This is a genomic window from Anaerococcus faecalis (genome assembly GCF_013371425.1).
GTDB lineage: Bacteria > Bacillota > Clostridia > Tissierellales > Peptoniphilaceae > Anaerococcus > Anaerococcus porci.
Genome location: NZ_JABVBA010000001.1, coordinates 279,059 through 291,526, shown reverse-complemented (window position 1 = coordinate 291,526; position 12,468 = coordinate 279,059). Strand labels below are relative to the sequence as shown.

The following is a 12,468-nucleotide window of genomic DNA, read 5'->3' as shown; positions in this document are numbered from 1 at the left end:
TATGTCTGAAAAAGCAATTCAAAAGAAACAAGAAGTTGTTAATGAAATAGTTAAAAAAATTGAAGACGCTAAATCAGTAACTCTTGTAGAGTTTAATGGTATGGACGTAAAAGAAGTAACAGAATTACGTAATAACTTCAGAGATGCAAATACAGAATATAAAGTATATAAAAATACTATGATGAGATTTGCGTTTGAAAAACTTGGTTTTGAACAATTCAAAGATGAGCTAACAGGTTCTAATGCTTTAATTTTCTCAAATGATGAAATTATAGATGGACCTAAGGTTGCAAGTAAATTTATTGATCAAGATGATGCAAACAAAGAAAAGCTTGTTATAAAATCAGGTGTAGTTGACGGAAACTACCAAAATCCAGAAGAAATGTTAGCTATCGCTAAATTACCTGGACAACAAGAACTTGCATCCATGCTTGTTAACACACTTCAAGCACCTATTAGAAAACTTGCAGGTGACTTATCACAAATCAATGCTAAACTTGTTTATGCACTTGATGCAATTAGAGATAAAAAAGAAAACGAAGCAGCTTAATTTAAAAGTATATTAAAATAAATATCGGAGGATTTAAAATGTCAGAAAAAGTAACAAACTTATTAGAAGAAATTAAAGAACTTACAGTATTAGAACTATCAGAATTAGTAAAAGCATTAGAAGAAGAATTTGATGTAACAGCTCAAGCTACAGTAGCAGCAGCTCCAGTAGCAGCTGGTGCAGCAGATGCTGGTGCAGCTGAAAAAACTGAATTTGATGTAATGTTAAATTCAGCAGGATCTTCAAAGATTAATGTAATCAAAGTAGTTAAAGAAATTACAGGTCTCGGACTTAAAGAAGCTAAAGCTTTAGTTGATGGAGCTCCAAAGCCTGTTAAAGAAGGTGTAGCTAAAGATGAAGCTGAAGAAATCAAATCTAAGCTAGAAGAAGCTGGCGCAGAAGTAGAATTAGCATAGTTTTTAGTACAATTCATTAAAGGCCCTTTCGGGCCTTTTTATTGTGTATTTATTGCTATTGACACATTGCTCAATATAATGTATATTAAAATTGAAGGGTTCTAATTTTGGAAAGAGGATAATATGAAGGAAATTATAGATTCTCTTGTCAATGTTGAAGCTGAAGAAAGATATATAAGAGAAAAAGGTATCTTAAAGGAACATGGCATTAGAGTTAGTCATCAAAGACTAATGGTTTTAGACTATTTGGTAAATAATATGAAACATCCTACAGCAGATGATATTTATAAAGATCTAAAATCTAAAGACCCTATACTTTCTCAAGCTACAGTTTACAATACATTAAACTTATTTGTAGAAAATAATATTGTAAGTGAATTAGATTTTAACGAATCTAGAAAAAGATATGATTTTTATAATAAACATCATTCACACTTTATTTGTGTAGACTGTGGTGACATTCTTGATTTGAATGTTGGTATCGACAATCTAAAATTAGACGAGCTGGAAGGTTACTCAATTAATAGTGTGGATATAACAATTCGTGGGGAATGTCCCACATGTTTATCTAAAAAGGACAAATAATAAGCAGTTGCATAATTTTTGCAACTGCTTTTATTTTTTTAATTTAAAGAATAAGTAAACTAAAATATATAAAATTGGTTGATGGAATAAATATATTTGTATGGAATGTTGACCTATTTTAGCTAATAGATTGTCTTTCCCATATAAGTTATAAAAGTTTTTTTGAATTAAAATTTTCCCCATTAAATATCCACTAATAAAGATAAAAACCCATGGAATTATAGGAAAATAATCTGTTGAATAAAATGAATTAGATGGAAAACCCAAAAAAAATAAATTCATTTCATAAATTGAACTAGGCAGAGTAAGGCTTAAAATTCTTTTATGTGGTACAGAATAGGTTAATATAAATAATATTATAAAAACCCACCAAAATTTTTTATCTAAATTTATATATTTTTTAATAATTCCTGTTATAATCATAGAAATTCCAAGACCATTTAGAACACCAAATATAATTAATTGGTCTTTTACAAAAATATAAGTTATAGTAGTTACTAAAAAACCAAGTATAGAAGTTTTTATACCTCTAACAATATTATCACAACTAGATAAAAAATTAGAACTGATACCTGAAACAAGGAAAAAAGATACAGCAATAGATAACTGCCATATCTTATTAATTAGGATATTATTATAATATCCAAGGTCTATATATAAATTTATGTCATAGCATAAATGAAATAAGACCATAGATATAATAGTAAATCCTCTAAATTTATCTAAGTTATATATTCTTTTCACTTATTTTTAATCATTTCAACAAATTTAGGAACTTGTTTTGAAATATCGGAAGGTGTTCTTGAAGTGATTATATTTTTATCAATTACTACTGCTTCATCAATCCATTCACATCCTGCATGAATAAAGTCATTTTTTATCTTTGGAACAGAGGTCATTTTTATACCCTTTAAGTCAATAGCATCAGCTAAAGCCCATGGCCCGTGGCATATTGCTGCTATAGGTTTATTTTGTTCGTGAATTTTATTTATAAATTCAATAGTATCTTCACATCCTCTCATACCATCTGGTGAAAAACCACCTGGTATATATATAGCTTCATAATCATCAGGATTAGCTTCTTTTGAGCTAATGTTTGATTTCATTTTAAAACTTCCTGATTTACCAGTATACTCAACATTCTTTTCAGTTCCTATTAAGTCTACCTTAAAGTCTTCTTGTAATCTAAAATAAGGATATATTAATTCCTTTTCATCAAAATAATTTTCTATTAAAACTCCAATTTTTTTCATTTGGTCTTTTCCTTTCCATTAAGTTACTTACTTTAAATAATTACCCAAAATGATAGCATTTAAAATTTTTTTTCTTTATTATATAATACTTATATCAGATTAGAGAGGGATAAAAAGTGAAAAAGGATAAAGATTATTATTTAGATTGGATATATAATAGGGGAAATTCAGCTGGTAAAAAAAGAAACCTAGATGCTATAAAAGAATTATTAAAAAAACTAGGGGATCCTCAAGATAAAATAAAAGTAATTCATATAGCAGGAACAAATGGGAAAGGTTCGACTGCAAACTTTATTGCTAGCACCCTTTCATTGAAAGTAAAGTGTGGATTATTTACATCTCCTTATATGAAGGAAATAAATGAAGAAATCACAATTAATGGTAAAGCTATTAGTGATGATGATTTTTTTAAATATATAGATATGGTTAAACCAATATGTGAAAACCTTGATGTAAAAGGATATAAAAATACATACTTTGAAACATTAACTACTATAATGTATAAGTATTTTTATGATAAAAAAGTTGATGTGGCTGTAGTTGAAGCAGGCTTGGGTGGATTATTAGATTCTACAAATATTGTAAAAAAACCTATTGCTACCCTTATTACAACTATATCAATGGATCATACTAATATTTTAGGAAACACAATAGAAGAGATATCAATAAATAAAGCAGGAATTATAAAAGAAAAAACTCCATTATTTTTATATCCACAAAAAAGGAGAGCTTTTGAAGTTATAAGGGATAAGGTTTTGGAAAAAAATTCACAGATAATTACTTTTAATTTTGATGATATAAAAATAAAGGATATGAATAATAGATATAATTTATTTGACTACAGAGAGTATAAAAATATTAAAACTAAACTAATAGGCGAACATCAAGTATATAATGCAACGAATGCTATTAATTTATTAGATTATTTTAAAGAAGATTTTAGCTTAGATAATGAACTTATTAAAAAAGGAATATATTTAAGTGCAAACCCTGGACGATTAGAAATGATTTGTAAAAATCCAAGAGTTCTCATAGATGGAAGTCACAATAAAGAATCAATAGATTACTTGATAAAATCTTTAAAGCTCTTTAAATATGAAAGATTAATAATTGGATTCTCCGTTTTAAAAGATAAAGACTATTCATATATTATTGATAAATTAAGTAAATTAGCTTCAAAAATTATTATAACTAAAATAGATAATCCTAGGGCATTTTCTATAGAAGATCTAGAAAATGAAATTAGAAAAAAATTTAATGATATAAAGCCTATAGAAGATAGAAAAAAGGCTTATGATTATTCTAAAAAAATTGCTAGAGAAAATGACTTAGTTCTATGGTGCGGATCCCTTTATCTTGTAGGTGAGATATTAAAATATGAAGAAGACGAAAGTTAATCATAAGATTTGGTTTTATTAGTAAAATAGAAAGGTCTGTAAATAGTTTTGTGTATCAACCATTACCTTTTTTGAAGTGTACCCATAAAACTGGACATAATATTTAATTAATTAGTTGTAGTGGATGCTAACCTATATCTTGTAGGTGGCATCCATTTTGTTTTCTCCTGAATTCTCTCGTTATTGTAATAATAAATATATTTTTCTATTGCTTTCGAAAATTCTTCAAAAGAGCTATAGCTCTTTTCGTAACCATAATAAACTTCATTCTTTAATCTTCTAAAAAATGTTTCCATAATTGAGTTATCATAACAATTACCTTTTCTTGACATTGATTGAACTATACCATGTTTCTTAAGTTCATTTATATAATATTTATGTTGGTATTGCCAACCTTGATCTGAATGTAATATTAAGCTGTTTAGTTTTGGAAATTTGTTAAATGCTTTCATTAACATATTAGATATTTGCTTTAAATTAGGACTTAATGATAAGTCATAAGAAATTATTTCATTTGTATACATGTCAAGTATCGGAGAGATGTAGCATTTACCCCATGAAAAGTTAAATTGAGATATATCAGTACTCCATTTTTGTAATGGCTTATCAGCTTTAAAATTTCTGTCTATTATATTGTCAGCAATCTTTCCTACTTTCCATTTGTATGAATGATATTTTTCTCTAGGCCTTTTACCAAATAGTTTTAATTCATGCATTATTCTCTGAACTTTTTTATGATTTATTTTATATCCTTGATTCAATAATTCTCTATATACTCTTCTTACACCATATCTTCCTTTATGATTGTTGAATATCTCAGATATTTTATTTTCTATATTTTTATTTCTAATCTTAACCACATCAACTTTATTAATTTCAAAGTAGTATGTTGACTTCGGCAAATCGATAGCTATTAAAAGATATTTTAGTCTGTAGCCTTTTTCTTTGAGTTTTTTGACAATCGCTGCTTTTTCGCCTTGAGTTGTGCAGCGTAATTCTTTTCTCTCAAGGCGATTTCTTTTTTTATTATTTCGTTTTCAGCCTTTATATATTCATTTTCAGCTCTAAGTCTTATTAGCTCTTCTCGTTCAGATTCATTAAGTTTTTTTGGTTTATGGATATTTGTTTTTTTCATAGTTGTATTTTTAGATTTACGACCTTTCTTTTTATTTACAAGACCATTATATCCGTAAATTTTGTAATTGTTAATCCAGTTTTGAATATTACCTTCACTGATTCCTAATTCAATAGAAACTTGATAAGTAGATTTTCCTTTAACAACTTCTAATACACTATTATATTTATCCTCTACTGAAAAACTATTGTTATGAGATTTATGCTTTAATATCTCAATTCCATGTGTTTCTACTAAATTATTCCATCTTCTTATGTAGTTACGGAAGTAATATTTGTTGATACCTCTAGGTGTATCAGCCCATTTACCTTGTTTGTATAATTCTATACAGTTCTTTTTAAACTCATAGCTATATTTCATAAAAATACCCTCCTTATTGGTTTGTCCAGTAAAGAGGGTACATATCAAAATGACCTTTTTCTTTTTACACAATTATACGGACTCTATCAAATTATTTCAAAGATTATTATAAAAATATCTGTATTTAATTAAAATTATAAAAATATAAGATTTTTTAAGGTTCTATATTGAGCTTTAAGCGATTTTATTTTATTATCAATATAGTTTTCTTATATACTCTAATTAGGCACTATAAAACAGATTTTTATCAAATTACAGTTTTTTATAGTGTTTTTTTATTTTTTTGATTTTTGTTGCCAAAATGTTGCCACTTATAAAAATAAAACCTTGAAAAATCAAGGTCTAAAATAAGTTTGGTGGAGATGACGAGATTCGAACTCGTGTCCGTACAAGCTTTAACAAAAGTATCTACAAGTTTAGTAAGTATTTATTTTTCATCTAGTACTCATATACTTACAAATAACTTACTAGACTAGCTTCATAAATACTAATATACTCAAAGCTTTGTATATTAGTTGCCACATAAAGTATGAAACAAATAAAAGCTCCTGTGACCAAGCTATTTATTTGCTGCTTGCCTAAAACTAGGCAGCTAGTGCGAATTGTCTTTCGCTATTGTTGTTTGCATTTATATTTAATTTTCAATTTTACGAATTGATAAACGACCTGCAACTTAAGTCTTAACAAGCACGTCGAAACCAAAACATCCCCTTATATAATGTAATGATTATTATACCAATATAGAAATAATTGTCAAAAAAACATTTGAGAAAAGGTTTTATATTATTAATTATTTTTTATAAATTTGGGTATCATATTATTAAGTAATAAAATTTATTATTCTATTATAGATAGGAGGAAATATGAGAAACTCAAATAAAATAGCTGCTATGCTTCTTGCAGGAGGTCAAGGTACCAGGTTAAAAGCTTTAACAAAAGATATGGCAAAGCCAGTCGTACCCTTTGGTGGAAAATATAAAATTATAGATTTCGCTTTATCAAATGCTACAAATTCAGAAATTAGAGATATTGGTGTTCTTACCCAATATAAACCTCAATTATTAAACAAGCATTTGGGTATAGGTGCTGCATGGGATTATGATAGAAACTTTGGAGGACTAAGGATTCTTACACCATATTACACTGAAGAAGGTGGAAAGTGGTTTGAAGGAACAGCTGGAGCAATTTTTGTAAATATTAATTACTTAGATAGTATAAATCCAGAATATGTACTAATTCTTTCAGGAGATCATATATATAAAATGGATTATACTAAGCTATTAGATAAGCATCTAGAAAAGGGAGCAGATGCAACAATAGCAGTAATGGAAGTAGATTGGGATGAGGCATCTAGATTTGGAATTATGAATACAGATGATGAAGGAAGGATAATTGAATTTGAAGAAAAACCTGAAAATCCAAAGTCTAACCTTGCGTCTATGGGTATATATATATTCAATTGGAAAATTTTAAGACAAGCTCTAGTCGAAGATCATAAAAATAAGGAATCTTCAAATGACTTCGGTAAAGATATAATTCCATATTTATTGAGTAATCATAGGAATTTATTTGTTTATAAATTTGATGGTTATTGGAAAGACGTTGGAACTGTTAAATCATATTGGCAAGCAAATCTTGATTTGATAGATCCAAAAAACCCACTTAATATACAAGATAATTCTTGGAAGATATATACAACTGCATTAAATCTTCCTCCTCATAGAATAGGTAGAAATGGTGTTTTAAATGATGCTTTAATTAATGAGGGATGTATTATAGATGGTGAAGTAAATAATTCAGTATTATTTTCTAATGTAAGAATAGAGGAAAATGCAAGTGTTAATAATTCTGTAATCTTATCAGGAGCAACTATAAAAGAAGGAATTAAAGTTTACAATGCTGTAATAACAGAAAATATGGAAATTACTGAAAATATAGGTGATAAAAATACTACTTCAGTTTACCTAGTTAGTAAAGATGGTATAGAGGAGGAATAGAATGCAAAATATACTTGCTTTAATTTATAGCTCAGAATTTGATGAGAAGAATTACGATACATTGTGTAAGTACAGACCTGATTATATGTTGCCTTTTGGATGTAGGTATAGAGTGATTGATTTTACCCTATCTAATATCACTAATCATAATATATCAAGTGTAATTTTGTATGGAGGAGAGCCTTTAAGATCAACTCTTGATCATGTAGGGGATGGTAGAAATTGGGAATTAAATAGAAGAAGCGGTGGTCTTACAATATCACCACCTATCTATAATAAGTCAAGAGCAAGCAATGAAATAGAAACTTATTATAATACAATGAAGCATTTTATAGATACAAAGAGAGAATATATTTATATCACAAATCCAATGTATATTACCAAGGTAGATATATCAGATGCGTATCAGCAAATGCTTGAGGAAAGTAGAGATGCTCTTATTTTCACACAAAAGAAGAATGATGAGTATGGTTATTATCTAAATAGAAGAATTATAAATACTGAAGGAGAAAAACCTAAAAGTGTTGGTATAAATTTAGGTCTTGAAGAAGAAATAAATCTATTTACTGGTTCTTTACTAATCAAAAAAGATTTATTTATTGATTTATTAAGATATTCAATCGAGAAGAACAATGCAACTACAATTTTAGATGCCTTATTTAAGTATCCAAAAGATAAATCCATAGGTCTTTATAAATCTAAAGAAAGCCTTAAGGTAATAATGGATACCTTAACCTATTTTGAAACTAGTTTAGCTTTACTTGATAGAGATTACTTTGATGAAGTTTTCTATAAGCAAGGAATGGTGTATACAAAAAGTAAAGATGAGCCATCAACCGAATACTTAAAAGGTTCTAAAGTAAGAAATTCTTTGGTAGCTAACGGTGCACTCATAGAAGGAGAGATTGAAAATTCTATAATTTTTAGAGGAGTTACTGTAAAAAAAGGTGCGGTAATTAAAAATTCCATTATTTTCCAAAATTCTGAAATTGGTGAAGGAGTTATACTAAACCATGTTATAACTGATAAGGATACAAAAATTCATAACGATATAAAACTATTTGGAAATAGGACTCATCCTTTCCTTACTGAAAAAGGGGAGCATGTAAATTAAGGAGTTTAATATGAAAGTATTGTTTTTGACCAGTGAAGCTGATCCTTTTATAAAGACAGGTGGGCTTGCTGATGTAGCTGGTTCACTTCCTAAAGAATTAGCAAAAAAAGGTATTGATATTAGAGTGGCTATGCCGCTATATTCAACAATAAGTCAAGTGTATAGAAAAAAAATGAAAAAAATTAAAGAATTCTATGTTGATCTAGACTGGAAACATCAATATGCAGGTGTATATAGCTTGAAATGGAATGGTGTTATTTTTTACTTTATTGACAATTTAGAGTATTTCGATAGACCAAATCCTTATGGCTACGATGATGATGCTGAAAGATTTATTTATCTTTCTAAAGCTCTTACTCAGCTTCCAAAAATAATTGATTTTAAGCCAGACATAATTCATGCTAACGATTGGCATACAGCTCTTGTAAATATTTATGTAAATGATTTTAAGAAGGGTGATGAATTTTATAAAGATATAAGATGTCTATTTACAATTCATAATCTAAAATACCAAGGCGTATTTGATTCTGGATATTTAACATTAACAGGTCTAGATGGCTATTATTTCAATGAGCATGATTTAAAATATTTTGATGCTATAAATCTAATGAAAGGTGGAATAGTTCATTCTACAGCTTTTAATACAGTAAGCGAAAATTATGCAGAAGAAATAAAATATCCATTTTATGGAGAAGGTTTGGATGGTGTAATAAGGGAATACCAAGACAAACTTTCTGGCATAGTTAATGGTATAGATTATGATATATGGAATCCAAAAACAGATAATAATATAGATCAAAACTATGATATTAAATCTATAGATAAAAAAACAATTAATAAAACAAAACTTCAGAAAGAATATGGACTTCCTGTCAATAAAGATATACCTATGATTGGAATTTGTTCAAGACTTACATCTATGAAGGGTTTTGATTTGATTAGGTATATTTTAGATGAACTTTTACAAGAAGACATCCAACTTGTTGTTCTAGGTACAGGGGATTATACGTATGAAGAAATGTTTAAGTATTTTGAATGGAAATATCCAAAAAAGGTTGCTGCAAGAATTTACTATGACAGCAAGGAAAGTCATAAATTATATGCGGCAAGTGATTTGTATATGATGCCATCAATATCTGAACCTTGTGGTATAAGCCAATTGATAGCAATGAGATATGGATCATTACCTATAGTAAGAGAAGCAGGTGGATTGAAAGATACAGTTACTCCTTATAATAAATATACAGGGGAAGGAACAGGATTTTCATTTGAAAATATAAATGCTCATGAGCTATTATTTGCAACAAAGGCTGCTTTAGATTTATATAAAAATGATAAAAAAGCTTTTAATAAATTAATAAGTAATGCCATGGCTGAAAAAAATGATTGGGAAGAATCATCTAAAAAATATATAGAATTATATAAAAAAATAAAGGCTTAAAATGAAAGATAATATCATATTAAAAAGAATACAAAGTTTTTTGTATTCTTTTTATGCTAAAGATTTAAAAGAGGCAAGGATTGGAGAAGTTTATGATGCTTTAGTTAATGCCCTAATGCAAGATTTGGGGATTAGGTGGGTAGAGTCTAATAAAATTAATAATGATATTGATACCTATCTTTTGTCTTTCGAATATAATCCTAGCAAATTTCTTGAAGAAGTTGTTTTATCATTGGATTTGAAAGACCAATTAGATGATTTCATTAAAGATATTGATTTCTCATACGAAGATTTAATAAATTATGAGAAAGAGCCCAGTCTTGGTAATGGAGATATTGGAACAGCAGCTTGGTATTTAATTAAAGAATTCTCAAAAAAGAAGATTAAGGCCATGGCTTATGCTCTTAGATATGAGAGTGGCAGCATGAAACAAGAAATTAGAGAAGGAAAACAATTTGTAAATCCTAATAATTGGCTATATAGGGGCAACAAATGGGAACACAAAAAATCTTTCTCCTATATATTAAATATAGAAAACAGAGATCTTAAATCTGTAGCCTATGATATGCCAGTAATAAATAGAAATAATAAATTTATTAATACTTTGAGATTATGGAAATCTGAGTCAATCAATAAAATTAATTACATGAACTTATCTAGCGGAGATTTAGAAAGTGTATATAGCGATTATGCAAAGGATAACTCCCTAACCCAATTTTTATATTTGGATAATTCTAATTATGAAGGAAAATTTTATAGGCTAAGACAAGAATATTTTTATTGTGTTAGTTGTATACAAGATATATTTAGGAGATATTTTAAAAAAGAAGCTGATATTAAGTTTATAGGGGAAAAAGTTAATATTATACTTGCTGATATTCATCCTACTCAAGCTATAATAGAGTTTATTAGAAGCCTTTATCAAGGTTATGGAATAGAACTTGAAGAAAGCGTAAATTTAGCAAGAAAAGTATTTACTCATATAGCTATATTACTTACTCCAGAGTCAAAAGAATATTATTCAATGGATATGGTAAAAAAAATAGATAGTAATTTTTATGAGTTTCTATATATTTTAAATGAATATTGTAAAAATAAATACAATGATTCAATTTTCGAAAACAATAGTTTATCCTATAAAAAGATTAATATGTATTTTACTAAAAATTTTTACTATTTATCTAAGGTATATCAAGAAAATAGTGAAGATAGTAGTAAGAATTCTTCATATATAAATTTTGGTATAGATAAGGAGTTATATTCATATACGAATAATGAATATTTTAATAAAGTTTTATCTAATCATAATATTTATAACATTGAAAGTTTTGCATTAGATGATTTTGAGGATAAGACAATATTTGATGATTTAGATGAGAGTAAACTATTAAACAAAAAAAATTTAATTAAAAAATTGGGGTTGGAAAATGATAGGATAAACCCGTACTCTATATTTGATATGCAATTGAGTGTTTTTCATGAAGCAAAAAGACAACTTCTAAATGCCTTAAGTATAGCTTCAATTTATTATAAACTTAAAGATAATTCAAATATAAACTTTTCTCCAACAAGCTATATTTTTTCAGGTTTTGCTAATGATGGCTATTTTATGGCGAAAGAAGTTATTAAGTTTATTCTTGCCTTAAAACATATGATTGATTCTGATGTTCTTATAAAAAATAAACTAAAAATAATATTTATAGAGGATATAAATGTTGAGAAATCGAAAATTCTTTACCCTGCATGTGATATATATAGTAATTTAACTTTGGTAAATTTTGATAATGAAAGTTTCAATATGTTAAATTCAGCCCACAATTTTTCCAATATTTGTTCAACTAAAGGTGGGATATTAGAAAACATTACCAAAGAAAACTCTATCTATAAGTTTGGTAATGAATTTATAGAAATTAATGATGTGAAAAAAAATTATAATGCGCGTGACTTTTACTATAAAGATGATATAATCAGATATATTGTTGATAATCTAATTAATGAAGATTATTATAGACTACCATATAATTTTAAGATAATATATGATTATTTAATAAAATATAATGACTCATTTTTTATATTTAAAGATTTAGATAAACTCACTAAATTAAGATTTAAGATGTCTAAGGATTACTTGGATAAAGAACTTTGGATAAATAATGAAATAAGAAATATTATATGGGCAAATAATTTTAGTCTGGATAAAAAATTCTGAAATCAGGGAAA

12 protein-coding genes and 1 other RNA gene are annotated in these 12,468 nt (G+C 27.3%); 8 read left to right on the top strand and 5 right to left on the bottom strand.

What is annotated here, in order from left to right; all coding sequences use genetic code 11:
* The first annotated feature begins 1 nt into the window (after window position 1).
* The 3 genes from rplJ to HV819_RS01465 all read left to right on the top strand — a co-directional run bounded on the left by rplJ (window position 2) and on the right by HV819_RS01465 (window position 1,551).
* Window positions 2–550, top strand: a complete 549-nt coding sequence (rplJ, locus tag HV819_RS01475) for a 50S ribosomal protein L10 (protein ID WP_154541454.1) — start codon at window positions 2–4, stop codon at window positions 548–550.
* Between the two features lie 38 nt (window positions 551–588).
* Window positions 589–966, top strand: a complete 378-nt coding sequence (gene rplL / locus HV819_RS01470) for a 50S ribosomal protein L7/L12 (RefSeq protein WP_154541456.1) — start codon at window positions 589–591, stop codon at window positions 964–966.
* 123 nt (window positions 967–1,089) lie between these two features.
* Window positions 1,090–1,551, top strand: a complete 462-nt coding sequence (locus HV819_RS01465; protein WP_176269342.1) for a Fur family transcriptional regulator — start codon at window positions 1,090–1,092, stop codon at window positions 1,549–1,551.
* Window positions 1,552–1,581: 30 nt separating this feature from the next.
* On the opposite strand, the gene HV819_RS01460 is transcribed toward HV819_RS01465, so the two are convergent.
* Together HV819_RS01460 and HV819_RS01455 are read right to left on the bottom strand one after the other, a co-directional pair.
* Window positions 1,582–2,295, bottom strand: a complete 714-nt coding sequence (locus tag HV819_RS01460; protein ID WP_176269341.1) for a heparan-alpha-glucosaminide N-acetyltransferase domain-containing protein — start codon at window positions 2,293–2,295, stop codon at window positions 1,582–1,584.
* Window positions 2,292–2,804 (bottom strand): type 1 glutamine amidotransferase domain-containing protein, encoded by a 513-nt coding sequence (locus HV819_RS01455; RefSeq protein WP_176269340.1) that lies wholly within the window; start codon window positions 2,802–2,804, stop codon window positions 2,292–2,294. Before HV819_RS01455 ends, HV819_RS01460 begins: the two co-directional genes overlap by 4 nt.
* 116 nt (window positions 2,805–2,920) lie before the next feature.
* Here HV819_RS01455 and HV819_RS01450 point away from each other — a divergent pair, with 116 nt between their 5' ends.
* Window positions 2,921–4,201: a bifunctional folylpolyglutamate synthase/dihydrofolate synthase gene (locus HV819_RS01450; RefSeq protein ID WP_176269339.1), complete on the top strand. Its 1,281-nt coding sequence runs from the start codon at window positions 2,921–2,923 to the stop codon at window positions 4,199–4,201.
* 107 nt (window positions 4,202–4,308) lie between these two features.
* On the opposite strand, the gene HV819_RS01445 is transcribed toward HV819_RS01450, so the two are convergent.
* The 3 genes from HV819_RS01445 to ssrA all read right to left on the bottom strand — a co-directional run bounded on the left by HV819_RS01445 (window position 4,309) and on the right by ssrA (window position 6,407).
* Window positions 4,309–5,163 carry an IS3 family transposase gene (locus tag HV819_RS01445; protein WP_328700321.1) on the bottom strand — a complete coding sequence of 285 codons (855 nt, stop codon included), beginning with the start codon at window positions 5,161–5,163 and terminating at the stop codon, window positions 4,309–4,311.
* Complete coding sequence (locus tag HV819_RS01440) at window positions 5,127–5,696, bottom strand: helix-turn-helix domain-containing protein (RefSeq protein WP_176269338.1); 570 nt, start codon at window positions 5,694–5,696, stop codon at window positions 5,127–5,129. The genes HV819_RS01445 and HV819_RS01440 overlap by 37 nt, the downstream gene beginning before the upstream one ends.
* Before the next feature lie 354 nt (window positions 5,697–6,050).
* Window positions 6,051–6,407: a transfer-messenger RNA gene (ssrA, locus tag HV819_RS01435) on the bottom strand.
* A gap of 152 nt (window positions 6,408–6,559) precedes the next feature.
* Here ssrA and HV819_RS01430 point away from each other — a divergent pair.
* The 4 genes from HV819_RS01430 to HV819_RS01415 are packed head-to-tail and all read left to right on the top strand — an operon-like array spanning window position 6,560 to window position 12,457.
* Window positions 6,560–7,693, top strand: a complete 1,134-nt coding sequence (locus tag HV819_RS01430; protein ID WP_154538693.1) for a glucose-1-phosphate adenylyltransferase — start codon at window positions 6,560–6,562, stop codon at window positions 7,691–7,693.
* 1 nt (window position 7,694) lies between these two features.
* Complete coding sequence (gene glgD / locus HV819_RS01425) at window positions 7,695–8,807, top strand: glucose-1-phosphate adenylyltransferase subunit GlgD (protein ID WP_154538694.1); 1,113 nt, start codon at window positions 7,695–7,697, stop codon at window positions 8,805–8,807.
* A 10-nt stretch (window positions 8,808–8,817) separates the two neighbouring features.
* A complete protein-coding gene (gene glgA / locus HV819_RS01420) occupies window positions 8,818–10,248 on the top strand; it encodes a glycogen synthase GlgA (RefSeq protein WP_154538695.1) in 1,431 nt (476 codons plus the stop codon).
* Between the two features lies 1 nt (window position 10,249).
* The gene (locus HV819_RS01415; protein ID WP_154538696.1) at window positions 10,250–12,457 is read left to right on the top strand and encodes a glycogen/starch/alpha-glucan phosphorylase; all 2,208 of its coding nucleotides are present in this window, start codon (window positions 10,250–10,252) and stop codon (window positions 12,455–12,457) included.
* Window positions 12,458–12,468 lie beyond the last annotated feature (11 nt).

Excerpts from the sequence above, each read along its gene's own strand:
- rplJ (WP_154541454.1), top strand. The coding sequence starts at position 2 with ATGTCTGAAAAAGCAATTCAAAAGAAACAAGAAGTTGTTAATGAAATA.
- rplL (WP_154541456.1), top strand. The coding sequence starts at position 589 with ATGTCAGAAAAAGTAACAAACTTATTAGAAGAAATTAAAGAACTTACA.
- HV819_RS01465 (WP_176269342.1), top strand. The coding sequence starts at position 1,090 with ATGAAGGAAATTATAGATTCTCTTGTCAATGTTGAAGCTGAAGAAAGA.
- HV819_RS01455 (WP_176269340.1), bottom strand. The coding sequence starts at position 2,804 with ATGAAAAAAATTGGAGTTTTAATAGAAAATTATTTTGATGAAAAGGAA.
- HV819_RS01440 (WP_176269338.1), bottom strand. The coding sequence starts at position 5,696 with ATGAAATATAGCTATGAGTTTAAAAAGAACTGTATAGAATTATACAAA.
- HV819_RS01430 (WP_154538693.1), top strand. The coding sequence starts at position 6,560 with ATGAGAAACTCAAATAAAATAGCTGCTATGCTTCTTGCAGGAGGTCAA.
- glgD (WP_154538694.1), top strand. The coding sequence starts at position 7,695 with ATGCAAAATATACTTGCTTTAATTTATAGCTCAGAATTTGATGAGAAG.
- glgA (WP_154538695.1), top strand. The coding sequence starts at position 8,818 with ATGAAAGTATTGTTTTTGACCAGTGAAGCTGATCCTTTTATAAAGACA.
- HV819_RS01415 (WP_154538696.1), top strand. The coding sequence starts at position 10,250 with ATGAAAGATAATATCATATTAAAAAGAATACAAAGTTTTTTGTATTCT.